The organism is Mesorhizobium sp. AR07 (assembly GCF_024746815.1).
GTDB lineage: Bacteria > Pseudomonadota > Alphaproteobacteria > Rhizobiales > Rhizobiaceae > Mesorhizobium.
Genome location: NZ_CP080525.1, coordinates 2,809,348 through 2,834,508, shown reverse-complemented (window position 1 = coordinate 2,834,508; position 25,161 = coordinate 2,809,348). Strand labels below are relative to the sequence as shown.

The following is a 25,161-nucleotide window of genomic DNA, read 5'->3' as shown; positions in this document are numbered from 1 at the left end:
GCTCAGGATCAATTCACCGCGTTGCGGTTGTTGCCGGATCCAAAAGCTGCGTCGCCTCGTAGGTTGATCGATACCCAGATGTTGGGGTTCTGCTGCGACTGGCGCTTGAGAAAGTAATAGCCAGTGGCATCCCAGGAGCGAATGCTGTTGACGAGGTTGTCGAGGATGAAATCGCCCTTGTCGGTCTTCACCGTGAGGATGGCATGGCCTTCGCCGTGCAGGTCGTAAACAACCGTCATCAGCAAAGTCTGCCGTGGGAATCCGGCGTCGAGCAATAGTTTGCGCTTGAACAGCGCGTAGATCTTGCAATCGCCCTTGCCGTCGACCGGATAGTCCCAGTGATCCAGCTTCGTGCCCCAATGCTCAAGATTGCTCTCCGGTACGATGTAGCCATTCACCTCCCGGTTGACGCGGTCAAGGGTGCTCCAGGTCCCAGGTGTGAGCTTGAGGTTCGCCGCCGGCAGGGCTGGGACCTCGCATTGCTCCGGACGCCGACCGCAGAAATCCACCCAGCCGTACGGAATGCTCGTCTTCCCCCCGACGGCGGCAAAGGTCGCGGAACCCATGGGCGTGCTGCGAGGCTGTGTCGCTTCGAAGGCAATCGCGTAACTACTGAACGAAGAAGGGTAGGGTTGCGCGGCCATTTGTGGCCCGACGGATCCAGCATTTGCCAGCGAAGCCAAACCAAGAAATATCGGAAACATCCCAACGACAGGCCAACGCCTCATCATCGTCACCACCACGCCGCAACGCCCATATTAGCCATGAGCTAATCCCAAAACGGCGGCCGAGGTCAATTAAATGTTTAATAAAAGGTTAACGTTGAGCCACTTCCATCCCTACAATTGCAGATAATTGGCATGAATCGGCTGTTACTCCGGTTCACTGCACCAGTGTGGTTGGTATGCGCGTGGATGCCACAACACGGGCAGAGAGCGGCTGCCAAGTCCAGTTAGCGGAATGCCCCTCAGTCTCGAGCCAAATCCTGAGTTTTGAGTGAATTAAAATCAATTGTTGACAATTAACTAAAAACGCGCGACGGTCTTCGAAATTCGCAGCCGGAAGCGCTTGAAATGCTCACATGCATCATTGGTTGGTCGCACTCCAGATTCGGCAGGCTGGACGCCGGCCTTGAGGAATTGATTGCAGGCGTGGCCGCTGCCGCGATGGCCGACGCCGGCCTTCAAGCTGGGGAGATCGACGAGATTTTCGTAGGCACCTTCAATCCGGGCCTTGTCGAACAGGATTTTGCGTCCTCCCTCGTGCTGAACGGCAGCCCGGATCTGCGCTTCAGGCCAGCGACCAGGATTGAAAATGCCTGTGCCACTGGCTCGGCCGCGGTCTATCAGGCGGCCCGCGCCGTGGAATCGAGGCGGGCCCGCTTTGCGTTGGTGATCGGTGCTGAAAAGATGACGGCGCTAGATAGCGCCTCAGTCGGCCCGGCGCTGCTGAAGGCGAGTTACGTCGATGAGACAAGGTCGATCGAGGGCGGCTTTGCCGGCGTCTTTGGACAGATAGCCTCTTCCTACTTTCAGAAATACGGGGATCAGTCCGACGCGCTGGCCAGGATCGCTGCCAAGAACCATCGAAACGCCGTCGCCAATCCGCTGGCGCATATGCGCCAGGATCTCGGTTTCGAATTCTGCCGAAACGCATCGGATCGCAATCCGGTCGTCGCAGGCCCGCTGAAGCGCACCGATTGCGCGCTGATTTCCGACGGTGCTGCGGCGCTCGTCCTGACGGATGCCGCCATCGCATTGCGCATGAAGAAAGCCGTGGCGCTGCGCGCCATGTGCCAGACCAGCGATTACCTGCAATTGTCGAGGCGGTCAGACCTTACGTCCTTCGAGGGAGCGGCGCGTGCCTGGTCCGGCGCAATGACGCAAGCCGGCCTGACCACCCGCGATCTCGATTTCATCGAACTGCACGACTGCTTCACCATCTCGGAACTCATCCAGTACGAGGCGCTGGGCATTGCGCCGCGAGGCGAGGGTGCCCGGGCGATAAAGGACGGCATGACCGAAATGGGCGGCGAACTCCCTGTCAACCCATTCGGCGGGCTGAAGGCCAGAGGCCATCCCGTCGGCGCCACCGGCGTCTCGATGCTGGTGAACGCCGCCATGCAGGTAACCGGCGGTGCGGGTCGACATGCAGGTTAAGGACGCTGCGCTGGGCGGGGTCTTCAACATGGGCGGCGTTTCGGTTGCCAACTACGCCACTATCCTCGAACCGCTCAGGTGAGGCGCTGATGTCGACTTTCAACATAGGCCATTTCCTGACCCAGAACGCACGGCGCTTCGCCGATCGTCCGGGCGTCATCGTTCCGGAGCGGACTCTTACCTGGTCGCAGGTCGACCGGCGGGTCAATCGGCTTGCCAACGCACTGGTCAAATCCGGCATCAGTCCAGGCGACCGGATCCTGGTCCAAGCGCGCAACAGTCACCGCGCTTTCGAGGTGAAATGGGCGTGCTTCAAGTTGGGCGCGATCTGGGTTCCGGTCAATTTCCGCCTGACGCCGGCCGAGGTCGCCTACATGGCCGGACACGCATCGGCGCGGGCGATCGTTTTCGACAGCGAATTCGCGGAGCATTGCGAGGCGGCGCGCGCCGAGCTGGATCCGGCGCCGTTATCCATCTGCCTTGACTGTGCACTTGATGACAGTCTCGTCTACGAACAACTCGTCGAATACGGCGACGAACGCTTTGTCGAGGCGGATGTGGATCGGGACCAGCCGGCCTGGTTCTTCTACACATCGGGTACCACCGGCCGCCCCAAGGCCGCCGTGCTCACGCATGGCCAGTTGGCGTTTGTCGTTGCCAACCATCTGGCGGACATGTTTCCCGGTACCAGCGAGAGCGACACCTCGCTCGTCATCACGCCGCTGTCGCACGGCGCCGGGATTCATGCCCTGGCCCATGTGGCGCGGGGGGCGTCGCAGATCATCCTAACCGGCGCGTCGCTCGATCCCGAAACGGTCTGGAAGACGGTTGCGCAGCATAAGGTGACAAACTTCTTTGCCGTTCCGACACTTCTCAAGACCCTTGTCGAGCACCCGTCCGTCGATTTGCATGATCATAGTTCGCTGCGTCATGTGAACTATGGCGGAGCGCCGATGTTCCGCTCCGATCAGGCGCTCGCCCTTGCCAAGCTCGGAAACGTTCTGGTTCAGCATTACGGCCTTGGCGAATTCACAGCGAACATCACCGTGTTGTCACCAAGCCAGCATGGGTTGCCGGCGTCCGACTTGTCAGACGAGGCCGTGGGTAGCTGCGGTGTTCCCCGCACCGGCGTCGAGGTCGCCATCCTTGACGCCGATGGTCGGCGCGTTCCTTCCGGCGAAAAGGGCGAGATATGCGCTCGTGGCCAAGCCGCTTTTCTCGGCTATCACAACGATCCGGAAGAGACAGTGAAAGCCTTCAGGCACGGCTGGTTCCACACCGGCGATCTCGGCTTCCTCGATGAGCGCGGGTTTCTCCATATCACCGGTCGCGCTTCCGACATGTATATTTCCGGCGGACTGAACGTCTATCCGCGCGAAGTAGAAGAGGCGATCCTCGACGACGAGCGGATCGACGAAGCGGCGGTGGTCGGCATGCCGCATCCAAAATGGGGTGAATGCGGGGTGGCGGTGGTGGTCGCCAAAGCCGGCTGCGAGATTGCTGCGAAGGATGTCATCGACGGCCTCAACGGCCGCATCGCAAGATACAAGTTTCCCAACCATGTGGTGTTCTGGCGGGAGCTGCCTAAGTCCGCCTATGGCAAGGTGCTGAAGCGGGAGATCATCAAAAGGCTCGCGGAAGAGCACGAACGCGCGGCCTGACCAAGCAGAAGGTGGCGACAATGAAGATTAAAGGTCTGGATCATGTGGTGCTCACCGTCAGGGATATGGCGCAGACCATCGATTTCTACCGGCATGTGCTCGGCATGCGCCATGTCGTGTTCGACAGTACCTACAATGCGCTGCATTTCGGCAACCAGAAGATCAACCTTCATCCTTATCGCGCCGAATATACGCCGCATGCCGACATTCCCGCGCCGGGGACGGGCGATCTGTGCCTCATAGCCGAAGGCGGCATCGACGACATCGTGCAGGAATTGGGCGCGCTCAAGATTCCCATCGAGGTGGGGCCTGTGGATCAGACCGGCGCAGGCGGCGCGATGCGCTCGGTCTATTTTCGGGATCCAGACAGGAATCTCATTGAAGTTGCATGCTACACATCCTGACCCGCATCCATTCAAGGCTCATTCCATGGCTCGTCCCAAACTGAATCGCAAACCCGCTCCGCAAATGGAGGTGACCCGCCGCAGTCTCGATGCGCAAGCCGCCGACAAGCTGCGCGACGCGATCCTGACGGGCGTGTTTGCGCCCGGCGAGAAACTGACGGAAGAGGTGATTGCCGAGTCGTTTGGGCTTAGCCGCGGAACGATCCGCGCATCGCTGCGGCTTCTGGTTCACGAAGGGCTCATCGTCCAGGAACCCTACCGCGGCTACAGCGTGAGGTCGCTGACCTCTCGCGACGCGTGGGAGCTGTTCACGCTACGCAATACGTTGGAGGCCTTCGCTGCACGGCTGCTCGCCGAGACCATCACCGAAGAGAAACGGGGCCGGCTGGACCAAGCCTACGACAAAGTCGTCAAGGCGGTCACGTCCGGCGTGCGGACGCGCGCGGTGGAAGCGGACTTCCAACTTCACCTGACGATCGCAGAACTGACCGAGCATTCCGCCCTGCAGGCACACTACGCACTGATCGCCGGCCAGGTCCGCCTCTATCAGTCCCTGGTCAGCAAGTTTCTTTCTCTGCAGGACTACATCGTCACCCATGAGTCCCTTATCTCGGCGATGCGGGAAGGCCGGGCTGGCGAGGCCGAACGGCTTGCCGCGCAACACAACACCGCAGATGGCGAACGTCTGGTTGAATGGCTCCGCGAGGCGGCAGGCCGATCCGAAGAACATATTCGCGGCGGCCATATCGGTCTCTCGGCGTCTTAGGAACGAGCGAAAGGAGACACATTTCACGGCAAAATATTGTTAACAATGAACAATCAATCATATAACCAAAAAGGGGAATGATCATGTCAGTTAAGCGCAGTTTTCTGGTCGCCGCGTCGCTTTGCGCCGCCGCAGCCTTTGCCTCGTCCGCCGCAAGTGCTGCCGACGAATCGCTCAGCCGCATTCAAGCGGCCAAGAAGGTCGTTGTCTGCTCATCCAACGACGTTCCATACGCCTACAAGAACCCCACCAGCGGTAAGGTGGAAGGCACGGACATCGACATGGTCCGTGCCATCTTCGAACCGCTGGGCGTGCCGGAAATCGAACTTTATGAAGTGCCGATCTCTGGGATTATCTCGGCACTGAATACCAGCCGCTGCGACCTGATCTCGGACAACATCGCGATCACCGTCAAGCGCCAGCTTCAAACAGGGCTTGCAAAGGGCATTGCTACTGGCGATTCCGAATCTGCAGAGGCGATGCGGGACTTGATCGAGACCGTCACGGTGTTTCGAGATCCATCGAGGATCGGCGGGATCGAAGTCGAAATCTCCGGGCGGCTGACGGCACTCTTGGGTGAGGGTGCCTTCCCCCACTCCGACTCGCCGCGTTTCGCACTTCGTTGCCGCGCGTAGCACGAAGCGGCCAGAGCAGGCTGCATTGACGGCTTTCCTCTCCGGTGAGGGAACGTATTTGACTACTTCACCGTAAGCAGGTGCATTCAGAACGTGTCGCGTCTCAAGCCATCGGATCGACTACCATGCCAGACACAGGCTCAACCCAGAAAAGGTGGTCTGTCACGGCTCTGACTCCCACGACATTTTCGGCTGCGACACGAGCCGCCAGGCGCTCGCGTTCGTCAAAGATTGCTCCGCTCAGTTCGGCGACACCTTTGTCGACCTTGACGTGGATCATGCTCGTGCCTGACCAGATTTGGCCAGCCAGTTCAGCGACTATGTTCTGGCGAATCTGTTCGTCGCCCATGCCCGACGAATCCGAGGTTGGCAGGACGCGAAGCAATGCACGTAATAGGTCTGAACGAGCGATGATGCCGACAACTCTCCCGCCTTCAACGACCGGAAGCCGTTTGACATGATGTCGGGTCATCAATTCGACGACGTCCTCAAGGGATGCATCGCAGGTCGTCGTGACGACGCTGTCCGACATCACCTCTGCAACCCGGCGCCCGTTGGCGTGGATGTATTCGTCGGCAACTTTCCCGGGGCTAACAAGAAATTCGAGCCAACGCGAACGCTTGCGTTTCGTACCCAGTTCTCCCCGGCGCAGAAAGTCACCTTCGCTGACAATTCCAACCAGAGCGCCGTCGCTTCGAATGACAGGAAGGCCGCTGATTTTCTTGGAGAGCATCAGCCTTGCCGCATCGGCGATCGACGCTGATGGTTCGATGCCGACGACTGGTGATGTCATGACTGCTTCGACTTGCATGTTCGTGTCCTTCAAACGTCCTGCAGAATTTCGTCATTGGTCGGTGTTGGCCATTGGGGCGCTCATCGATCGTGACCGCCGGTGCCGGGCCTGCTCGCATGTAGGGCTACGGTTCGGCGGTCCTCGCGCATCTCGAACCACATGGCGTTGAGGATGGCAAAGGAGCAGGCGAGGCCGACCCCGAGGATCCAGGAAAAATACCACATGACGTTCAATCCTTCAGTAGGCGTTCGGGTTGCGGCCAATCGAAGTGGCTGTGACGGTGCCGCGCATGACGCGGTAGACCCACGCGGTGTAGGCGATGATCAGCGGCAGGAAGACGATGGTCGCCAGCAGCATGACGAACAGGGTCAGGTGGCTGGAGGATGCATCCCAGACGGTCAGGCTTGCATTCGGATTGAGCGAGCTTGGCAGCAGGAAGGGAAAGAGCGATAGGCCTGCGGTCGAAATGATGCCGACGATGGCCAGGGTGCTTCCGAGTAGGGATGTTTTCCAGGCATCGCCCTTCAAACCGATATAGGCGACTAGCGAGCCTAGCAGGCCGAGAGCGGGCGCGATGATCATCCATGGATGGGCACTATAGTTGGCGAGCCATGCGCCGGTGCCCGTCGTCACCATTTTGCCAAGCGGATTTGATGGGCCAAAATGATCCTGTGTGCTGGTAACGACATAGCCGTCCATCCCGAACGACACCCATAGCCCGGCAAGAGCGAAAAGGACGATGCTCGCGATAGCGGCGTAGCGGCCATAGACCCTTGCCCGCATGGAGACCGTGCCTTCGGTTCGCGCCGCGATGATAACGGCACCGTGTGTGACCAGCATGGCGACGCTGAGCAGACCCGATACCAACGCAAAGGGGCGCAGCAGGCCGAAGAAATTACCCGCGTAAGAGGGCCTGAGCGTGGCATCGAGGTTGAAAGGGACGCCAAGCAGGACATTGCCGACCGCGACGCCGAAGATCAGTGCCGGCACGAAGCCTCCGATGAACAATGCCCAGTCCCAGATAGCACGCCAGCGCGAATCCTTGATCTTGCCGCGGAACTTGAATGCGACCGGTCGCAATATCAGCGCCAACAGGACCGTGATCATGGCCAGGTAGAAGCCGGAGAAGGATGCGGCATAGAGTGCCGGCCATGCGGCGAAGATGGCGCCACCACCCAGCACAAGCCACACCTGGTTGCCTTCCCAGGTCGGGCCGAGCAGGTTGATCAGGACGCGCCTTTCGTCGTCGTTGCAAGCGACGAATGGCAGCAGCGCGCCGACGCCAAGATCGTAACCGTCCATGACGGCAAAGCCGATCAGGAGGACGCCGAGCAGAAGCCACCAGATCAGCCTGAGGGTTTCGTAGTCGAGGGGGATCGTGTTCATGGTTGCGTGCTCCTCGCTCAGCGGACGGGTCGGGCGAATGCGCCCTCGGGGATTTTGACTGCGCCATCCAAGCCATCGGCGGTAACATCCTGCGGGCCGGGGCCGGCCTTGATGGTCTTGACCATCAGAATGACCATGACGATCAGAAGGCTGGTGTAGAGCGTCAGGAAGAAACCCAGGCTGATTGCAAGGTCCGTCAGCGTCAGCCCCGATGCGGCGTAGAAGGTTGGAAGCACGCCTTCGATCGCCCAGGGCTGCCGGCCATATTCCGCCACCAGCCACCCAGATTCGATCGCGATCCAGGGGACTGGCAGACTGAACAGCGCGATCCTGAGCAGGGTGCGGTTCTCGCCGAGCTTGTTGCGGGCGCTCAACAGGAAGGCGGTGGCGAAGAACAGGATCATGTAGAAGCCAAGCCCGACCATGATCCGGAAGCTCCAGAACAGGGTGGCGACATCGGGGATTGTATCGAGCGCGGCCTTGTGGATGTCCTCGGGCGTCGCAGCCTGCACATCGTCACGATAGCGCTTGAGCAGAAGCGCATAGCCAAGATCGTGCCAATTTTGTGCGAAGTCCGCGCGCGCCAGCTTGTCGGCAGGGTCCTTGCGGATCGTGTCGAGATCGGCCGATGCGATGATGCCGTTGCGGATGCGTTGTTCGGCGTGATCGACGAGCTGGTGGATGCCGGGGAGCTCGGTGTTGAGGCTGCGCGTGGTGATCAGGCCCAACACCCAAGGAATCTTGATCTCGAAGCGGTTGCCGTCCTTGCCGGGGATGGCAAAAAGCGTGAGGCTTGCCGGCGCGGGTTCCGTTTCCCACATGGCCTCGAGCGCGGCGATCTTCATCTTCTGCTGTTCGGTTGCCACATAGCCGCTCTCGTCGCCAAGCACGACGACCGACAGTGCCGAGGCGAGGCCGAAGCTTGCCGCGACCACCATCGATCGTTTGGCGAGCTCGATGTGTTTTCCGCGCAGCAGGAAGAATGCGCTGATGGCCATCATGAACATGGCGCCGGTGGTGTAGCCGGCGCTCACCGTGTGGACGAATTTGGCCTGCGCCACCGGATTGAAGATCACGGCCATGAAGTCGGTGACTTCCATCCGCATCGTATCGGGATTGAAGACGGAGCCGACCGGGTTCTGCATCCAGCCATTGGCGATCAGGATCCATAGCGCCGAGAAATTGGCCCCGAGCGCGACCAGCCATGTGACGGTGAGGTGGCCGACCCTCGACAGTCTGTCCCATCCGAAGAAGAACAGGCCGATAAATGTCGCCTCGAGGAAGAAGGCCATCAGCCCTTCGACCGCGAGCGGCGCGCCGAAAACGTCTCCGACGTAATGGCTGTAGTAGCTCCAGTTCATGCCGAACTGGAACTCCATGACGATGCCGGTAGCGACGCCCATGGCGAAATTGATTCCGAACAGCGTGCCCCAGAACAGCGTCATGCGCCGCCAGATATCGCGGCCTGTCATGACATAGACGCTCTCCATGATGGCCATCAGGAAAGAGAGGCCGAGCGTCAGCGGCACGAACAGAAAATGGTACATCGCCGTGGCTGCGAATTGCAGCCGTGAAAGGTCGACAACGGTGAAATCGATCATGCCTGCCTGCCCCGATTGATGCCGGCCGTTTGCCGGGCGTCTCTTCAGCTAGGCCGTGGCGATGGGACCGGCATTGATCTCGATCAAAGCGATCCGCCGCGCCTGGGGGCAATAGCTTTACCGGTGGCAACGTGCGGATCGGTGCCGTGACAGCAGGGCAAGCGGAATGCAGCAGACAGGCTCAAAACAGACTGAGGCGTTCCGCGACCAAGGGCGCTGGATGATGCGTCTGTGGCGGCACGCGCGTGCCCCGATGGCCGTCGCGGTCGCGCTGCCTCTGATTTCGGGCTTGCTGCTGGTCGGGCAGGCCTATCTTCTTGCTTCGGTTCTTCATCGCGCGATCGTCGAAGGCGCTTCGCCGCATGCTCTGCTGACGCCCGTGCTAGGCATTGCCGGCCTTTTCGCCGTTCGCATTGGGCTTGTGATCGTAGCCGAGCGCTGCGGCATCGTGGCCGCTGAGCGCATCAAGTTCTTGCTGCGATCGGCATTTCACGCGACCTTGCTCGATCACAGGCCCGACTGGACGGCCGCCCGGTCATCGGGAGCGCTGAGTTCGGCAATCATTGACCAGATCGAATCCCTGGATGGCTTCCTTGTCCGCTTCCTGCCGGCGATGGCACAGGCGGCGATCCTGCCGCTCGCCTTCGCCGTCATGGTTCTGCCCTTCGACTGGGTCGTGGGCCTGCTCTTTCTTGTCACCGCACCGATGATCCCGCTTTTCATGGCACTGGTTGGTTGGGGCGCCGAAGCCGCCAGCCGGGCGCAAGCCGAAGCGTTTACGCGTCTGTCCGGCCTGTTCGCCGATCGCTTGCGCGCAATCGTGACCCTGAAGCTGTTTGGCCGCGCCGAAAGCGAGACCCGTGCGGTGATGCTGGCGAGCGAGGGTCTGCGTTTGCGCACCCTGGCTGTCCTCAAGATCGCCTTCCTGTCGTCCGCGGTGCTGGAGTTTTTCGCGGCACTCGGAGTGGCAGGGGTGGCGTTGTATGTCGGTCTGACCTTCCTCGGCTTCGTCGATCTTCGCCCTTCGGTGCTGACGCTTCAGGCAGGGCTGTTCTGCCTTTTGATGGCACCGGAAGTCTATCAGCCGCTGCGACTGCTGGCGGCGCATTATCATGACCGTGCCGCTGCCAAGGCGGCGGTGGCTGAACTGGCCAGGCAATTCGACGGCCTGCCGGAATTCGCCACGCCCGAAGCGATCAGTCAGCGGCCTTTCACAGGCCCGTCAGCCGCGCCAGTTGCCGTGGATATGGACAGCGTTTCCTTGCGCACCCCGGACTCTCGCCGCCTCGTCATCGACAGCACGTCGCTCCTGATCCCTGCTGGGCGACATGTGGCGCTGGTCGGCGAGAGCGGCATCGGCAAGTCGACGCTGCTCGAGGCCATTGCCCGCATGCGGGAGGTCGATGGCACGATCCGGCTGGACGGTCGGGACCTTGCTGACATTGCTGAGCCTGAATTGCGGGCGCGTATCGCCTTTCTTGGCCAGCGGCCGCGCTTGTTCCACGGCACGATCGCCGAAAACATAAGACTGGGTTGTAGGTCCGCCAGTGATGCCGAAATACACGAAGCCGCCCGGCGCGCCGAGGTGCTGCCTTTCGCGATCGCGTTGCCGGATCGCCTCGATACGCTGATCGGGGAGGGTGGTATCGGGCTTTCGGGCGGCGAGGCGCATCGCGTGGCGCTTGCCCGGATTTTCCTGCGCGACCCCGGCCTCATCCTTCTCGACGAGCCCACCGCGCATCTTGATGCCGAGACTGAGACTCAGGTCCTCGATGCCCTGATGGCGTTCGCTGTCGGCAGGACGATGATCGTGGCAACGCATTCGGCGGCCGTCGCCGCGCGGATGGGCAACGTTTACAGGATTGTCGGGGCGAAGGTCCTGCCGGGGCCGCATGTGCGTGCCGCGCGGCCGGCAGTGGCATTGGAGAGCGTGGCATGACGGCGTTCTGGTTCTTCCGCCCCTTGTTTCAGCGCCACGTCGCGCGACTGGGGTGGACGCTGTTGTTGTCCATCCTCACGCTCGCCGCCGGGATTGCGCTTCTTTCGGTTTCCGGCTGGTTCCTGACGGCGGCGGCGCTGACAACGGCCGCCGCGAGTTTCAACCTGTTCGGTCCATCCTCACTGATACGCGGGCTGTCCTTCATTCGAATCCTGTCGCGCTATGGCGAGAAGGTCTTCGGTCACGACACGACCCTGCGCCTTCTGGCCGATCTGCGGGGATGGCTGTTTGCCAGCCTGTTTCCACGCGTGCCGCTGGCCGATCGCAGCCTTCGCCATGGCGATCTCGTCAGTCGCCTGACCGCTGACGTCGATGCGCTGGATACGGTATTTCTTGTCGCCATCGGTCCCATGCTCGCCGCGCTTGTGCTTGGTACGGGCATGGCGACCGCGTTGTGGGCTTTCATCCCCGCGGCGGGCCTTTCCTATGCCGTATTGGTTGGCCTCGCCGTCCTGGCCATGCCGGTCGTGCTGATCCTGGCATCTCGTCGCATGGGAACGGAGCTCGTCGAAGCGTCCGCTGAGGCGCGCATCGCAGTGCTGGATGGCATTGACGGTCACGCCGACCTGATCGCCTTTGGTGAAACGAGGACGGCGCGTGCATCCTTTGCGGGTTCGGCGGCGCGGCTCGCATCCGCGCGGCGCCGATTGGGAATGGCCGGCACGCTGGCGGCAGCAGTCACCCAGGCGCTTGCGGGTGCCGCGATGATAAGCGTGCTATGGTTCGGCATTGCCGCCGTTCACGCCGGTGCAATTAACGGTCCACTTCTGGCGGGTCTGCTACTCGGCACCATCGCCAGCTTCGAGGCAATCGGCGCGGTCGTCCGCGGCGTGGCCAGATTGGGTGTCTCCGCCGCCGCCGCCACAAGGCTCAAGGCCATCTCGACCAGCAAGCCCATGGTCAATGACCCGGTCTGTCGGCAACGCTTGCCCAACGGCGACGTGCGCTTTGAAAGCGTCACCTTCGGTCACGACCCCCGACGCCCTGTGTTGCGTGGCCTCGACCTTTGCGTGAAGCAGGGCAGCCGTATCGCGATCATCGGCCCGAGCGGTTCGGGAAAGTCGACCGTCCTCGCTCTGCTGTTGCGCCTGCACGACCCACAAGCCGGAACGATCTCCATCGGCGGCGCGGACATCCGCACCGTCGCCCAGCGTGATCTGCACGAGAGGGTTTCGTTGTTGAGCCAGGACTCGCCTGTTGTGCTGGGGACCATCCGCGAGAATCTTTTGATTGGCCGTGCCGGAGCAAGCGATGCCGCACTCTGGCATGCGCTGGCCAGCGCCCGGCTTGCGGATTTCGTGCGTGGGCTGCCCGAGGGGCTCAGCGCATTCATTGGCGAAACCGGGCGAACCTTGTCCGTCGGTCAAGCACGTCGGCTTTGCCTGGCGCGGACGCTGCTGTCGGAAGCGGAGATCCTCGCCTTTGACGAGCCGACATCGGGTCTCGATCGGGAAGCAGAGCTGGCATTCCTGGCCGATCTCAACACGGCAACGGCGGGCCGTACCGTCATCCTTGCCACGCATGCCGCACTGCCGCTGGGTGCGGCTGATCGCATACTTCGTATCGTCGATGGACGGCTGGAGACTGCTTGAGCGACGGGCGGCTTTCCGCTGCCTGCAAGCTTCATCGTAAGACGATCTCCCCCTGGGTGATTGCCTTGAGCCACGAAATCATTCCTGTCTCGGCTCGGCACTTACCGATCGCGAACCACCGGAACTGGGCCGGCGTGGAAGAACATCGCCAGCTTCAGGCTTTTCGCAATGCGTTCAGCGCGATCGACAAATACCGCAGCCGTTTCCGAGACAAAGAGCGCCGTTGCTGTCTCACCGAAGATGCCTAGCCAGATATCGAAATCGGCCTCGGTCACATCCTTGAGTTTCAAATGCGCAGGCACCGGCCGTCCGTGATAGTCGCCCGTTTTGAGAATGACGGAACACCAGAAATCGGTCATTTTCTCAAGGTGCGGCTCCCAGTCGCCGGTGATCTCGCGCGCGAAGATCGGCCCGAGCCGGTCGTTTTTTCGCAGTCTGGAATAGAATTCGCGGACCAGCGCGCCAATGCTCGTCCGGTCAACTCCCAGATCAGCCAGAGGCTGCTCGGCGGTCGGTCGCGCCTGATCGATGGCAGATGAGTTCATGTTAGTCCTTTCGGCTTGTGCTCTCTTCCGATTCTCGCCTCGAAACGCGGCATCCACGGGTCAAGAGAATCCAAGATGCCGCAGGGCGGCTCGCACGACGTTGAGGCGTTCGCGGACAAGCCGGAAACCCAGATTGTCGGGCGGCGTGCCGACCGCGCAGCCGCCACTTTTCCCGTCCCGGATGAAGTTGGACATGTATGTGCGGTGGAACCCCTCAACGACATGCACCCCGCAATTGTCGATCGAACTCACAATGCTGATGCCATTGGCGGCTATCGCTGCATGGACGTAGCAGGTCGATGTCCACTCCCAGACATTGCCTGCGACGTCCGCCAATCCTTTTGAGTTGATACCAAACGCCCCTTGAGCCCTTGGCTCAGGATCAGATTTCCGTCCAAGCGAAGCCTCGGTGCGATACTGGGCAAGCCAGCGCCGCGCCGGATTGTCGGGGTCGCCGGCACCACCCTCGATGTCGCTTCGGAACCGTTCGCCGGCGGCGTAGGCCCATTCCGCGTCTGTCGGAAGCCGCCATGTCGCGCCCGTCTGGGCCGACAGCCAGATCGTATAGGCTTCGGCGTCGATGTGGCTTACCCCGGTGACCGGAAAATTGCCGCTGCCCGGAGTATCAGCCGCCTTGCAACTGCCTGCCGTCACGCAACGTCCGTATTCCGATGCACTCACTTGGTATTTCATGATTTTCAGCGGACCAATGACCTTTGCCAGGATCCGCGGCGCCGCGACAGGATGGCCTTCCCCGAGGAATTCACCTGGTTGAGGATGGTCGAACGATCCGGGCGCGAGGGTCACAAGTTCGGGGTCCGCCACGAGCGAACCGGCCAACCGATCTAACACGCTGGTCGCGCCCATGACGATCAGCGCGGCAGTCGCGATGCTTCCGAGGGCTATGATGGGATTGAAAGACATGGCATTTCGTCCAGAGCCACGCGACCTTGCACAGATGGCGCAAGGTCTCGTCGATGTTCAGGATCGGATCCCTGTTGCTACGCCGTAATGGCCCTTGGGGCTTCGACCTGCGTCATCAGGTCGTCATTCCAGGCTCCATCGACGGTAAAATGTGCGGTCGCGCCGAGTTCCACAGCCTCGATCAGATTGTGGTTCACATAGGCGTAAATGCCCGGCTGCAGGAACGTATAGAGGGCCGAGCCGGCCGAGCCGCCGCGAATGAACCAGGTTTCCAGATCCTTTGCGGGAGGGTTGGCGAACTTGCCTTGTTCCCAGACATAATCGCCATGGCCGCCGATCAGATGCGGCCGCGTATCGCGGTTGGCTTGCGAATGGACGATCAGGACAGTCTCGCCGACTTTCGCCTTCATGGCATTGTCGCCGGTCAGCGATCCTGCCTTGCCATTGAATACGACATGGGTCGGAATCAACCCGCGCATGACCTTGACGGTGTCATCATAGTTGTCGCCGGCTGTATCGTATTTCTTGAATTTCCCCTGCTCGTCGCGGGGGACGTAAAAGTCGTTTTCGCCGACATAGTAGATGCGGTCGTAACGGATGGGTTTGCCCTTGTCGTCGCGCAGGCCGTCACGCGGCAGCACCATCACCGCACCGCTCATGCCGGACACGACGTGCCACGGGATCATCGGTCCGCCGGGTGCGCAGTGGTAGATGAACGTCCCCGTGCGCGTTGCCTTGAATCGCAGCGTTACCTGCTCGCCGGGGTTGACCAGTGTCAGTCCGCCGCCACCGAGCGCGCCGGTGGCAGCATGGAAATCGATGTTGTGCGCAAGCGTATTGGTGTCGGGATTGATGAGGGTGAGCTCAAGATAGTCGCCTTCATGGACAACCATCAAGGGACCGGGGATCGAGCCATTATAGGTCATCGCATTGAGCTGCGTCCCATCGGCGTCGATGACGATGGGCTTTTCCTCGATTGTCATCGTGAACTCGACGACTTTCGGGCCGTCCTTGGCCACCTGGTCGTGCGCGTGGACGAAGGGCGGCGCGACGAGGGTGATCTTTTCGCGCGGCAGTCCGGCCACGTCCTTGGCGCTGGCCACAGCCGGCATTGCGCCGAGCGTCGCCACCGCGGCGGCGGTAAGGACAGATCCCAACAGAGCTTCACGTCGCGTAAGCAATTTCAATCTCCTTGTGCGTCAGCTACTTGATGACCGGAGATTAGCCTGCTTGCGGGGACCGTCTTTGCGCTGGCGCAAACGCCCTTCATTTCCATACGATTTTCGCGTTGAAGGTGAGGAGAGGATCGCGTTCTGGTACACTCATCGATCCCTATGAAATAGGCCGGACTGGACCCCCCGTGGTCCGTCCGGCCGTTTTCCCCCGGCGATCGCCAACCGGAGGGTATCTATAATGGAAGCGTCAGTTGGAGGCGGCCTTGGTCGCTTCGCCGAACAACTCCGCAAACACCGCTCTGGCCTTGCCGGTCTGCTTGACGGCTTCCGCCGCGTCGAGGTTCACCGGCTTGCCGACGACGATCAGCGCAACCATGCCCATGCCGTAGTGCGGGGCGCACTTCACGCCGTAGACGCCTTCCTTGGTCATGGTCACGGTGATCTCCTCGCTTGCCTTTCCCTTGAAAGCTTCAGCGCCGCCGGGCAGCATTCCCTTGATGGTTTCGGCATTGTGGGACTTGTCTGTGGGCACGAATTTGATCGTGTCTCCGGGCGCCGCTTTTATGTAAGCGGGCTGGAAGACCATCGAACCCTTCTCGCCCTTGTTGAGCATCTGGACGACGTGTTCTTCAGCGTTCGCTGCACCGGCCAGAGCGAATAAGGCTATGGCCGCGGCGATCAGGGGCAGTTTCATGGAATAGTCCTTTCCTAGGTTCATCACGGCATCAACCGTTGCGGCTTTCTAAGCCACGGGATGGCGTTGCGATTTGCGCTGGCGCAAACTGGCTCACGAAATATCGAAATATGACGATCTGGCACCCCAACAGGACTTCCGGGTTAGGGAGCTGAGTATGCCGCTTGACGATCGGGCAACCCACGCGAAGCATCCGGTGTTTCAACATGACAGCGACGCTGATGGGCCATCGACGGACATGTTCGGATGGATCCTCAAAGTTGCGCCTCCCCGTCAGCTTTAGCCTTGGGTCCTATCGCGCGGGTGTTTGGCCAGTCTTTGCAATTGCGCAAGGAAAGAACCGACAGCGGCGGCCTCGGTCGCGCACATGGACTTTTGGAAATGCACCTAAGTTGGATGTGCCCAGTAAAGAAGCCGAAACAGCCGTGTTAAAGACGCATCGTCAGATCTCCGAGGATTATTCGCTCATGCCATGCAAGGCATCCCATTTCGCGATTTCCACGGTGCGCAAGGACGGAAGCCGGATGACGCCTCTCTCCTTGAGCTTCGAGAAGATGCGCGACACTGTCTCGATGGTCAGGCCGAGATAGTCGCCGATATCGGTGCGCGACATGGGAAGTTCGATGTGGCTGAGTTCACCTTGGCGTTCCGCCATATCGATTAGGAATGCCGCGACGCGCTCGATGGCACTTTGCCGACCGAGCACCAGGAGATGTTCCTGAGCCCTGATCAAGCCACGCAATGCGAGAGGCAGAAGCTCGCGGGACATGTCGAGGCCAGTCGCGAGGCGGAATGAACGAATGCCTGTGCCGCAGATCGCCTCGGCGAAGAAGTGATGGGTAGCATCCGCCACGAAGCCGAATATTTCTCCCGACAGATGAAAAGCGCTGATCTGCCTGCGGCCGTCGGCCAGGAGGCGATAGACGCGGACGGCGCCGAACTCGACCTGATAGAGGCTGCCGGCGTTTTCACCTTGGGCGTAGATCTCCGCCCCGGCAGGAAAGAAGCCGCAGGGTTGCGACTGCGTGGGTGCAAACGACAGTGAAAGGGCGGGATGGAGGGGATCCGAAGGCTGCAATGGAACCGCGGTCCTGGACGTGGTGTAGGCGAGCATCGCTGTCTCCCGTTCAATTCGATGAACCAGCAATGGGCGGAATTCGCAGTCCGCGAAATTCGGTTATGTCCCTAAGGGAAACTACTTAGAGCGCCGAAATACCGCTCGCTATGACCTGCTCGACGGCTTCGATCAGCGCGTTGCCAAGGAGCGGTCTGACAAGGATCATCACGCCGTCCGGCTCAGGAGAAGGCCAGGGGCGGTCTACCAGCAGGATGACCGGCCTGGGAAAGCGGGCCAGATCGTTCCAGCCGTCCGTCCAATTCCGGACCGCGTCTTCGTCGACGATTGCACAGCGTATCGCCGAATTGGGCGGAGATGCGATTGCCCTTGCAAGCTCGGCCTGGGAATCCACGAGATAACCTTCGGCCTCAAGTGCAAACTCGAGTGACTTCCGAAACCCAGGATTGGTGGCTACGACAAGAACCACACCGGCGATGGTCAAGGAATGGGTCCTCCAACAGGCGGCCAGGCTGGCGTTCAGCCGGGCTGCGATCGGCAGGTATATCCGCAATGGAGGAAGGCCCGCCTTGCGCTGTATCAATTCCGAGTGGAGGCTGGCTGGTGCTCAGGCGTGACCGAACTTCACCGCCAACGCCATGCGCACCAGCTCAGGCAGGCTTTTTGCCTGCATCTTCGCCATAACGTTGGCGCGATGGACCTCGACGGTGCGCGGGCTGATGCTGAGATCGTAAGCGATGGTCTTGTTGGCATGACCAGCAACGACCCTCGAAAGCACCTGTTGTTCGCGCTCCGTCAATTCCTTAAGCCGCGCCTGGATGGCCGCGATATCATTGGTACCCGGCTGCGGTTCCTCGAGCTGCTCGGCCGCGCGCCCTATGGCTTCGATGAGGATCTGGTCCTCAAAGGGCTTCTCTATGAAGTCGAGCGCACCGGCCCTCATGGCTTCTACCGCCATCGGCACGTCTCCGTGGCCGGTGATGACGATGGCCGGGAGCATCGCGTGCGCGGTTTGGAGCGCGCGCAGCAGTTCGACGCCGCTCATGTCGGGCATGCGCAAATCCGTCACCAGGCAGCCGTTGCTGATGCCGGGCGCGAATGCGAGAAAATCCGTCGCCGAATTGTGCACCCGTACTGCGAAGCCATTCATGGTCAGCAGGAACGCCAGGGACTTCCTGACGGCCTCCTCGTCATCGACGATGTGGACCGTGTAATCAGTGATCGCCATTGCGAACGTCATCCTCGATTGTCGGCAGCGTGAAGCGAAATGTGGCGCCGCCATTGTCATTTCTGAACACTGATATCTTGCCACCGTGCGCTTCGACGATGCGCTTGGAAATGGACAGGCCAACACCCATCCCACCTGGCTTGGTGGTGACGAAAGGCTTGAACAACTGGGCCACGATGTCCTCGGAAATGCCGGGACCAGTGTCCGAAACCTCAATGACAACCGCTCCATCTCCATCGGGTGCCGTGCTTACTTTGAGCTCGCGCCGTTCGCTGTCGCGCATGGCTTCCATTGCGTTGCGCATGAGGTTGATCAGAACCTGTTGAACCTGGACGCGGTCCGCCATGACTGTCTTCGCTTCCGGCGCGAAATCATACACCGAGCGAATGCCGCGTTCGCGCGAGCCTACGAGTGCCAGCGTGCCGGCTTCCTCGACCAATTTGCGGATGTCTTCCGGCGCCTTTTCGGTTTCGCCGCGCGTCACGAACTCGCGCAGGTGACGGATGATCTGCCCTGCACGTAGCGCTTGCCGCGCGGCCTCGTCCAGGGCTTCCCGCATTCTGGAAGCAAGAGCGTCGTCGACGTCCCGAAGCAGGCGGCTGCAGCCCTGGACATAATTTGCGATCGCCGAGAGCGGCTGGTTCAGTTCGTGGGCAAGGGTGGATGCCATTTCGCCGAGTTCGTTCAGCCGTGCCATCCTGGCCAGCTCGCCTTGAATTTCCTCGTAGCGTGCTGCCGACTCTTCGCGCTCCGTGAGATCGCGGATGAAACCGGTAAAAAAGGTCTTGCCGGCTGTTGTCATCTCGCCAACCGCCAGCTTCATGGGGAATGTGGAGCCATCCTTTCGTCGGCCAACGACGACCCTGTCGATGCCGATGATGCGCTTTTCCCCGGTCGCGAGATATCGGTTCATGTAGCCATCGTGTTCATGATGGTAGGGCTCCGGCATCAGGATGTGGACATTCTGGCCGACCACCTCCGTCTCAGCGTAGCCGAATTGCCGGATCGCGGCGGCGTTGAACGAGACGATGGTGCCGTCCTTCTCGATGACCACGGTCGCGTCGAGCGCCGTGTCGAGTATCGAGCGGAGATGCGCCTCCCTTGCGTCCAGCGCGCTTTGCGTGCTGTCCATCAATCGTCTTGCATGATGAAGCAGCTCTCCCAAAGCCGCGATGACTACGCCGGTGATCCCGAACACCGCCAATTCAAAGCCATTGCCGGGGCGCACCGACTGTAGCGAGATCAAGTACAAAGCGGTTGGAAAGGAGACGAGGACGGACACAACTCCCGGCCCGATGCCCCCGGCGATCGAAGCGACCAGGATTGCCGGAATGAACAGGATGAAAATAGCCCTTTCGTCCAGAAAGCCCTGTAGCGCTAACCGTATGGCGAAGGCTATGGCCACGAACAGAACCGCCAGCAGGTAGCCGTCCACGCCTTCGAAGCGGCGGGAAAGGACCAGCTGCAGGAAGCGGCCTTTCAATCCGGAGATATCCCTTGCCGGCATGATACGGCCACCAATTTCGAGAACGAGTATCTGATTTGGCGATTCTCAATGCACTCAATATGATCCGCCACCAGCAAGCAATGCGCTTATCAGGCAAGCCAATGCCGGCCGGATCAGCTTGGCGTCAATCACGATTCTGGTTGAACTCAACGGAATGGACTTACCACCAGGCGAAAACAGCTAATCCCTGGCCTCTCGGCCGGACACCGCCACGATAAGGATCCGGAAAAACACATGCGGTGCGTTGTCCGCCATCGGAGGCGTAACAGGCTTGAGGGCGCCGGGCTCCCACCAATCGGAGTGCTTGCTGAGCAGCGACCAAGCATGGTCGCGCTCCAGCTTGTGACCGACGCGGTCCGGCAGTTCCTCGTAACGGCCGTCCACGACCACGCTTTGCCAGCCCCGCCCTTCGCCCCGTTCATCAACCTGGACAGACACCAGCGGATTGGCGCGCATCCATTCAACCTTCTTGCCCGGCATGGAAAACGCGTAGAGATGATTGTCGGCATGGGCGTAATGGAAGGGCACGACGTAAGGCTGTCCGTCCTTCGCGCATGCCAGGCGGCCGACACGATTGGCTGTCAGCAATTTCGTACATTCCAAGGCGGTAAGCGTGCGGATCTGCATCGGTGCGATCTCCCGGTCTGTGAGCATCCCTTGTGTTTCGAAACGAGCGCCTCAGTCAGGCCGCAGCGTCTCCAGCGTCGCCAGGACTGAACCGGGTTCGACAATATCATTCACTACAGCGACAATCGTCACACGCCCGTCAGCCGGGGCGACAATTTCGCGGAGTGCTTCTTCTATACGAACTTCCGCAATCCGCTCGCCTGCCCCGATCGTTTCACCGCTGACGATAAACCATCGCTCGACGATGCCCTCGGGGAGCATGGTCGACCCCCATAGCTCGCCATCGGTCTTGATATATTGCATCACTGTTCTCCTTTGGCCGAGAGTCTTAAGGCGGATCACCGGGAACGGGCATTGATCACGATCAAAGAAGAGGGCCGATCAATCACACCAAGACCAAAACGGATATTCTTGATCGTCGTCAAAGCGTTGGCGGTTACCAAGTGCTTTTCGTAGCAGCACAGCTGAGGGCGTCGTCGGACAGAGACGCCCCCTTGGGGCAACCAAATCGTCCACCAGCCGTTGCTGATGGCAAGTTCGCGTCGCGCGAGCAGAACAGTGATCAGACCGTATCATGACCGATCCTGTTCTCCTGACCTTCAATCCCGGATCTTCGACGATCAAGCTCGGCCTGTTCGCGCTCAAGGCGGGTGTGCCGCATCGCCTTGGAAAAGGTGTCATCGACCTACGCCATCAGCCGCTGGCGCTTCAGATAACAGAAGGTCCGACGGTCGCGAATATTCCACTGAAGGCCGCCGTTTCCGACGATCTGCACGAAGTCACCGAAGAAACCCTCGGCTGGCTGGCGCACCACTTTTCGGTGAGCGCGCTGGCCGCCGTCGGGCACCGGGTCGTTCATGGCGGCGATCGGTTCGCCGGCCCACAGGCGATTACCGACGAGACGCTCGCCGCGATCGAGGCGCTGGTGCCCCTGGCGCCGCTGCACCAGCCGCAGAGTGTGCGACTGATAAAGGCAATCCGGCATCTGCGACCCGGCTTGCCGCAAATCGCATCCTTCGACACGGCCTTCCACCGCAGCCAGAGCGATCTCGTGCGCCGCTTCGCGCTGCCGCGTTCGCTCTTTGACGAGGGCATCAAGCGCTATGGCTTCCACGGCCTCTCGTACAAATACATTGCCGCGCAACTGCGTCAGGTCGCGCCGGACATCGCCGGCCGCCGTATCGTCGTGGCGCATCTGGGCAGTGGCGCAAGCTTGTGTGGGCTTGAAGGCGACGTCAGCCGCGACACCAGCATGGGGTTCTCGACGCTGGATGGCATTCCGATGGCAACGCGTTGCGGAGAGCTCGATCCAGGCGTCCTGATCCATCTGCTAAAGGAGCGCGGCCTGTCTATCGAGGCGGTCGAGGACATGCTCTATCATCGCTCAGGGCTGCTGGGCGTCTCTGGCATCAGCGCCGACAGCCGCGACCTGCTCGGCAACGACGCTCCGGCCGCTCGCGAGGCGCTGGATATGTTTGCCTTCCGCATCGCCCGCGAGACGGCAGCCATCGCCAACACGCTGGGCGGGCTCGACGGGATCGTCTTCACCGCTGGTATCGGCGAGCATCAGCCGCAGATCCGCGAAGCCGTCTGCGGCCATCTGTCCTGGCTCGGCGTCGCCGTCGATCCCGTGGCGAATGCCGCGAACGCGACGCGGATCGAGGCGCCGGACGCCAAGGTGGCCGTCCGCGTCATTCCAACCGACGAAGAACAAATGATAGCCGAGGAAACCTGTTCCGTTTTCCAGGCAGCAAAGGCGGGTTGATGGCCTCGGCAGCCAATCTTGCGAATAGACCTGTCTCGGAAACACGCCCCGATGACCTCGCTGCGTTCTGGACGCGCTCGCCGGATTATCTTTACGCGGCTCTCCATTGCGGCGGCGATGGCCTGAAATCGGCGGATGCCGAAGCCAGGCTCGCCCGATACGGTCCCAACAGCGATGCGGCGGCCAAGACCGACGGTTTGTGGCGGGCGATTCTGCGTCGTCTGCTGGAACCGCTTTCACTGATCTTGCTGGCGGCAGGCATAGTCTCGCTGGTGACCGGCGACGCGATCGGAGGCGGGATCATCGTCGCGATCCTGGCGCTTTCGATCGGTCTGGATACCGTGCAGGAAGGACACGCGGTGAAGGCGGCCGAAGTCCTGCGGCGTTCCGTGGCGCTCAAGGCCGAAGTCAAACGCGGTGGCGTCTTTCGCCAGATCGACGTCGAGAAGGTCGTCCCCGGCGACATCCTACGCGTCCGCGCCGGCGATATCATCCCCGCGGACGCGCTGATCCTCGACAGCACGGCCTGCACTGCCGGCGAAGCGGCCCTGACCGGTGAACCTTATGCCGTCGAGAAGCGTTCGGGCGTGGTCACGGCGACGAGCCCCGGAGAAGCGTCGAATGCCCTGTTCCGGGGCGCTGTCACGCAGACCGGAGAAGCGATAGCGCTTGTCGTCGGCACCGGCCGGTCGACCGTGTTTGGCGCCGCTGCATCCGCACTTGCTGAGGCGCAAGCTCCATCACCGTTCGAGCGCGATCTGCATCAGTTCGGCCTCGTCATCGCGCGGCTGAGCCTGGCGCTGGTGGTTATCGTGCTTGCCACCAGGGTGCTGCTTGGCCGCTCGGTGCTGGACTCGATCCTGTTCGCGGTGGCGCTTGGCGTCGGCCTGACGCCCGAACTCCTGCCGATGATCACGACCGTCACCCTGTCGCGCGGCGCCATGCGGATGGCGCGGCGCAAGGTCATCGTCAAACGGCTTGCCTCTATCCACGACCTTGGCGCGATGACGGTGCTGTGCACCGACAAGACCGGCACCTTGACGTCGGCCGAGATCACGCTTGCCCGTAGTGTCGACCCGGCCGGCAGCGAGGATCCGCGCGCCGCCCGGCTCGGCGCCATTGCGGCCGACCTTGGAGGTGATCGTGGTTCGCTCGATGCGGCGTTGATCCAGGGCTCGGCCGCTGCGTCGCAGGGCTGGACCCTGTCGGGCCGGCACGCCTTCGATTTCAGCCGGCGGCTCGGTTCGGTGCTCGTTGCCGGTCCCGAGGGTCCGTTGCTGATCGTCAAGGGTGCGCCGGAAGCGGTTCTGGCGCTTTGTTCGGCGCAGCGAACCGGGGACATCTCAGCACCGATTGGGGAGGCCGAACGGACCCAGGCGATCGAGCGGGTCCATGCCCTGGCGGGCGACGGCCTGAGAACCATTGCCGTCGCCTCGCGGCCATGGTCGGGATCGACGCATGACGTGGAATCGGCCGACGAAACAGACCTCGTTTTCGAAGGGCTTTGTGCCTTCGCCGATCCGCCCAAGCCCACCGCCGCTGCAGCCATAGCCCGTCTTGCCAATGCCGGTGTCAGGCTCAAGATCCTGTCCGGCGATGATCCGGTCGTGGTGAAGCGCCTTGCCGGACTTGTCGGCCTGAACGCCGGGAGAGTCCTGTCCGGCACCGATATCGTGGCGTTGAGCGATGAAGCGCTCGCGGTCCAGGTCCAGTCGGTCGATGCCTATGGACGGCTCGCGCCGGACCAGAAATCCCGGATCATAAAGGCGCTGCAGGCCAGGGGCGCCATTGTCGGCTATCTCGGTGACGGCATCAACGACGCGCCAGCCCTGAAGGTTACAGACATCGGCCTCTCGGTCGACGGAGCAAGCGGAGTGGCGCAGGCCGCCGCCGACATGATCCTCTTGGCATCCGACCTTGAAGTCGTCGCCGACGGCGTCGAGGAGGGCCGGCGAACGTTCGCCAACATCCTCAAATATGTGCGCATGGGCGCCAGTTCGAATTTCGGCAACATGCTTTCGATGGCGGTCGCGGCCATGGCGTTGCCATTCCTGCCCATGCTGCCGACACAGATCCTCTTGAACAACCTGCTCTACGACCTGTCCGAACTCGGCATTCCATTCGACGGCGTCCGAGCCGAAGCCACGGCGCGGCCGCAGGTTTGGGACATGCGCGGCCTGATGCGGTTCGCTGGCGTCATGGGACCGCTCTCCTCGCTGTTCGATTTCCTGACCTTCGGGGCGCTGTTGCTGATCTTCCATGCGTCTGCGGCGGAGTTCCGCACCGCCTGGTTCCTGGAATCGATGGCGACGCAAATACTGGTCATCTTCATCATCCGCACCAATGGCCGGCCCTGGCAGGATCTTCCCCGCTTGCCTCTGGCAGCTTCCTCGCTCGTGGCATTGGTCGTTGCCATGGTTCTGCCGTTCACGCCTCTCGGCCTCTGGTTTGGTTTTGAAGCGCCTTCCGCGGCGATGCTGGCAGGCATTGGCGTCATCGTCGTCGCCTACCTCGTGTCGGCGGAACTGTTGAAACCTCTGGCCGTGAGACCCGGCATCGGCGCGCGGACCGGATCCACGCGTGACCATTCATCTTTGACGACATCAGGAGCATCGCAATGACAGC

General features: G+C 61.3%; 23 protein-coding genes and 1 pseudogene. 9 read left to right on the top strand and 15 right to left on the bottom strand.

The window, feature by feature from the left end:
* Window positions 1-8 precede the first annotated feature (8 nt).
* A complete protein-coding gene (locus tag BPNPMPFG_RS14540) occupies window positions 9-644 on the bottom strand; it encodes a transglutaminase-like cysteine peptidase (RefSeq protein ID WP_413776852.1) in 636 nt (211 codons plus the stop codon).
* Window positions 645-1,073: 429 nt separating this feature from the next.
* Between BPNPMPFG_RS14540 and BPNPMPFG_RS14535 the strand changes: the two are divergent.
* From BPNPMPFG_RS14535 to BPNPMPFG_RS14515, 5 genes and pseudogenes are all read left to right on the top strand, one after another.
* Window positions 1,074-2,241: pseudogene (locus BPNPMPFG_RS14535) on the top strand (acetyl-CoA acetyltransferase).
* A 7-nt stretch (window positions 2,242-2,248) separates the two neighbouring features.
* Window positions 2,249-3,820: an AMP-binding protein gene (locus tag BPNPMPFG_RS14530; protein WP_258596112.1), complete on the top strand. Its 1,572-nt coding sequence runs from the start codon at window positions 2,249-2,251 to the stop codon at window positions 3,818-3,820.
* 20 nt (window positions 3,821-3,840) lie between these two features.
* Window positions 3,841-4,224 (top strand): VOC family protein, encoded by a 384-nt coding sequence (locus tag BPNPMPFG_RS14525; protein ID WP_258596111.1) that lies wholly within the window; start codon window positions 3,841-3,843, stop codon window positions 4,222-4,224.
* Window positions 4,225-4,249: 25 nt separating this feature from the next.
* Window positions 4,250-4,990 carry a GntR family transcriptional regulator gene (locus BPNPMPFG_RS14520; protein ID WP_258596110.1) on the top strand — a complete coding sequence of 247 codons (741 nt, stop codon included), beginning with the start codon at window positions 4,250-4,252 and terminating at the stop codon, window positions 4,988-4,990.
* 83 nt (window positions 4,991-5,073) lie between these two features.
* Window positions 5,074-5,625 carry a substrate-binding periplasmic protein gene (locus BPNPMPFG_RS14515; RefSeq protein WP_258596109.1) on the top strand — a complete coding sequence of 184 codons (552 nt, stop codon included), beginning with the start codon at window positions 5,074-5,076 and terminating at the stop codon, window positions 5,623-5,625.
* 103 nt (window positions 5,626-5,728) lie between these two features.
* Here the strand turns inward: BPNPMPFG_RS14515 and BPNPMPFG_RS14510 are convergent, their stop codons facing one another.
* The 4 genes from BPNPMPFG_RS14510 to BPNPMPFG_RS14495 form a co-directional block, all read right to left on the bottom strand.
* Entirely contained in the window at window positions 5,729-6,436 is a 708-nt protein-coding gene (locus BPNPMPFG_RS14510) for a CBS domain-containing protein (protein WP_258596108.1), read from the bottom strand.
* Between the two features lie 62 nt (window positions 6,437-6,498).
* The gene (gene cydX, locus BPNPMPFG_RS14505; RefSeq protein ID WP_258596107.1) at window positions 6,499-6,642 is read right to left on the bottom strand and encodes a cytochrome bd-I oxidase subunit CydX; all 144 of its coding nucleotides are present in this window, start codon (window positions 6,640-6,642) and stop codon (window positions 6,499-6,501) included.
* Window positions 6,643-6,655: 13 nt separating this feature from the next.
* Complete coding sequence (cydB, locus tag BPNPMPFG_RS14500; protein ID WP_258596106.1) at window positions 6,656-7,804, bottom strand: cytochrome d ubiquinol oxidase subunit II; 1,149 nt, start codon at window positions 7,802-7,804, stop codon at window positions 6,656-6,658.
* 17 nt (window positions 7,805-7,821) lie between these two features.
* Entirely contained in the window at window positions 7,822-9,402 is a 1,581-nt protein-coding gene (locus BPNPMPFG_RS14495) for a cytochrome ubiquinol oxidase subunit I (RefSeq protein ID WP_258596761.1), read from the bottom strand.
* Between the two features lie 169 nt (window positions 9,403-9,571).
* Between BPNPMPFG_RS14495 and cydD the strand changes: the two genes are divergently transcribed.
* Complete coding sequence (cydD, locus tag BPNPMPFG_RS14490) at window positions 9,572-11,344, top strand: thiol reductant ABC exporter subunit CydD (RefSeq protein ID WP_258596105.1); 1,773 nt, start codon at window positions 9,572-9,574, stop codon at window positions 11,342-11,344.
* A complete protein-coding gene (cydC, locus tag BPNPMPFG_RS14485; RefSeq protein ID WP_258596103.1) occupies window positions 11,341-12,996 on the top strand; it encodes a thiol reductant ABC exporter subunit CydC in 1,656 nt (551 codons plus the stop codon). The genes cydD and cydC overlap by 4 nt, the downstream gene beginning before the upstream one ends.
* A 101-nt stretch (window positions 12,997-13,097) precedes the next feature.
* On the opposite strand, the gene BPNPMPFG_RS14480 is transcribed toward cydC, so the two are convergent.
* From BPNPMPFG_RS14480 to BPNPMPFG_RS14435, 10 genes are all read right to left on the bottom strand, one after another.
* Window positions 13,098-13,541: a group III truncated hemoglobin gene (locus BPNPMPFG_RS14480; RefSeq protein ID WP_258596760.1), complete on the bottom strand. Its 444-nt coding sequence runs from the start codon at window positions 13,539-13,541 to the stop codon at window positions 13,098-13,100.
* 60 nt (window positions 13,542-13,601) lie between these two features.
* Window positions 13,602-14,408 (bottom strand): formylglycine-generating enzyme family protein, encoded by an 807-nt coding sequence (locus tag BPNPMPFG_RS14475; RefSeq protein WP_319945994.1) that lies wholly within the window; start codon window positions 14,406-14,408, stop codon window positions 13,602-13,604.
* Window positions 14,409-14,542: 134 nt separating this feature from the next.
* Complete coding sequence (gene nirK / locus BPNPMPFG_RS14470) at window positions 14,543-15,646, bottom strand: copper-containing nitrite reductase (protein ID WP_258596100.1); 1,104 nt, start codon at window positions 15,644-15,646, stop codon at window positions 14,543-14,545.
* A 241-nt stretch (window positions 15,647-15,887) separates the two neighbouring features.
* Window positions 15,888-16,334, bottom strand: coding sequence for a pseudoazurin (locus BPNPMPFG_RS14465; protein WP_258596099.1), 447 nt, complete (start codon window positions 16,332-16,334; stop codon window positions 15,888-15,890).
* 457 nt (window positions 16,335-16,791) lie between these two features.
* Window positions 16,792-17,448 (bottom strand): helix-turn-helix domain-containing protein, encoded by a 657-nt coding sequence (locus BPNPMPFG_RS14460; RefSeq protein ID WP_258596098.1) that lies wholly within the window; start codon window positions 17,446-17,448, stop codon window positions 16,792-16,794.
* 85 nt (window positions 17,449-17,533) lie between these two features.
* On the bottom strand, window positions 17,534-17,893 hold the full coding sequence (locus tag BPNPMPFG_RS14455) for an ANTAR domain-containing protein (RefSeq protein WP_258596097.1): 360 nt from the start codon (window positions 17,891-17,893) through the stop codon (window positions 17,534-17,536).
* A 123-nt stretch (window positions 17,894-18,016) separates the two neighbouring features.
* A complete protein-coding gene (fixJ, locus tag BPNPMPFG_RS14450; protein WP_258596759.1) occupies window positions 18,017-18,631 on the bottom strand; it encodes a response regulator FixJ in 615 nt (204 codons plus the stop codon).
* Entirely contained in the window at window positions 18,624-20,144 is a 1,521-nt protein-coding gene (locus tag BPNPMPFG_RS14445) for a PAS domain-containing sensor histidine kinase (protein WP_258596096.1), read from the bottom strand. Before BPNPMPFG_RS14445 ends, fixJ begins: the two co-directional genes overlap by 8 nt.
* Before the next feature lie 180 nt (window positions 20,145-20,324).
* On the bottom strand, window positions 20,325-20,771 hold the full coding sequence (locus tag BPNPMPFG_RS14440; protein WP_258596095.1) for a pyridoxamine 5'-phosphate oxidase family protein: 447 nt from the start codon (window positions 20,769-20,771) through the stop codon (window positions 20,325-20,327).
* Between the two features lie 51 nt (window positions 20,772-20,822).
* Window positions 20,823-21,074 (bottom strand): biotin/lipoyl-containing protein, encoded by a 252-nt coding sequence (locus BPNPMPFG_RS14435; protein ID WP_258596094.1) that lies wholly within the window; start codon window positions 21,072-21,074, stop codon window positions 20,823-20,825.
* A gap of 271 nt (window positions 21,075-21,345) precedes the next feature.
* Between BPNPMPFG_RS14435 and BPNPMPFG_RS14430 the strand changes: the two genes are divergently transcribed.
* Both BPNPMPFG_RS14430 and mgtA read left to right on the top strand, forming a co-directional pair.
* Window positions 21,346-22,536 (top strand): acetate/propionate family kinase, encoded by a 1,191-nt coding sequence (locus BPNPMPFG_RS14430; RefSeq protein ID WP_413776851.1) that lies wholly within the window; start codon window positions 21,346-21,348, stop codon window positions 22,534-22,536.
* Window positions 22,536-25,157, top strand: a complete 2,622-nt coding sequence (gene mgtA / locus BPNPMPFG_RS14425) for a magnesium-translocating P-type ATPase (protein WP_258596092.1) — start codon at window positions 22,536-22,538, stop codon at window positions 25,155-25,157. The genes BPNPMPFG_RS14430 and mgtA overlap by 1 nt, the downstream gene beginning before the upstream one ends.
* Window positions 25,158-25,161 lie beyond the last annotated feature (4 nt).

Coding starts and splice junctions, on each gene's coding strand:
- BPNPMPFG_RS14540 (WP_413776852.1), bottom strand. CDS start 644: ATGGCCGCGCAACCCTACCCTTCTTCGTTCAGTAGTTACGCGATTGCC.
- BPNPMPFG_RS14530 (WP_258596112.1), top strand. CDS start 2,249: ATGTCGACTTTCAACATAGGCCATTTCCTGACCCAGAACGCACGGCGC.
- BPNPMPFG_RS14525 (WP_258596111.1), top strand. CDS start 3,841: ATGAAGATTAAAGGTCTGGATCATGTGGTGCTCACCGTCAGGGATATG.
- BPNPMPFG_RS14520 (WP_258596110.1), top strand. CDS start 4,250: ATGGCTCGTCCCAAACTGAATCGCAAACCCGCTCCGCAAATGGAGGTG.
- BPNPMPFG_RS14515 (WP_258596109.1), top strand. CDS start 5,074: ATGTCAGTTAAGCGCAGTTTTCTGGTCGCCGCGTCGCTTTGCGCCGCC.
- BPNPMPFG_RS14510 (WP_258596108.1), bottom strand. CDS start 6,436: ATGCAAGTCGAAGCAGTCATGACATCACCAGTCGTCGGCATCGAACCA.
- cydX (WP_258596107.1), bottom strand. CDS start 6,642: ATGTGGTATTTTTCCTGGATCCTCGGGGTCGGCCTCGCCTGCTCCTTT.
- cydB (WP_258596106.1), bottom strand. CDS start 7,804: ATGAACACGATCCCCCTCGACTACGAAACCCTCAGGCTGATCTGGTGG.
- cydD (WP_258596105.1), top strand. CDS start 9,572: ATGCAGCAGACAGGCTCAAAACAGACTGAGGCGTTCCGCGACCAAGGG.
- cydC (WP_258596103.1), top strand. CDS start 11,341: ATGACGGCGTTCTGGTTCTTCCGCCCCTTGTTTCAGCGCCACGTCGCG.
- BPNPMPFG_RS14480 (WP_258596760.1), bottom strand. CDS start 13,541: ATGAACTCATCTGCCATCGATCAGGCGCGACCGACCGCCGAGCAGCCT.
- BPNPMPFG_RS14475 (WP_319945994.1), bottom strand. CDS start 14,408: ATGGGCGCGACCAGCGTGTTAGATCGGTTGGCCGGTTCGCTCGTGGCG.
- BPNPMPFG_RS14465 (WP_258596099.1), bottom strand. CDS start 16,334: ATGAAACTGCCCCTGATCGCCGCGGCCATAGCCTTATTCGCTCTGGCC.
- BPNPMPFG_RS14460 (WP_258596098.1), bottom strand. CDS start 17,448: ATGCTCGCCTACACCACGTCCAGGACCGCGGTTCCATTGCAGCCTTCG.
- BPNPMPFG_RS14445 (WP_258596096.1), bottom strand. CDS start 20,144: ATGCCGGCAAGGGATATCTCCGGATTGAAAGGCCGCTTCCTGCAGCTG.
- BPNPMPFG_RS14440 (WP_258596095.1), bottom strand. CDS start 20,771: ATGCAGATCCGCACGCTTACCGCCTTGGAATGTACGAAATTGCTGACA.
- BPNPMPFG_RS14435 (WP_258596094.1), bottom strand. CDS start 21,074: ATGCAATATATCAAGACCGATGGCGAGCTATGGGGGTCGACCATGCTC.
- BPNPMPFG_RS14430 (WP_413776851.1), top strand. CDS start 21,346: ATGACCGATCCTGTTCTCCTGACCTTCAATCCCGGATCTTCGACGATC.
- mgtA (WP_258596092.1), top strand. CDS start 22,536: ATGGCCTCGGCAGCCAATCTTGCGAATAGACCTGTCTCGGAAACACGC.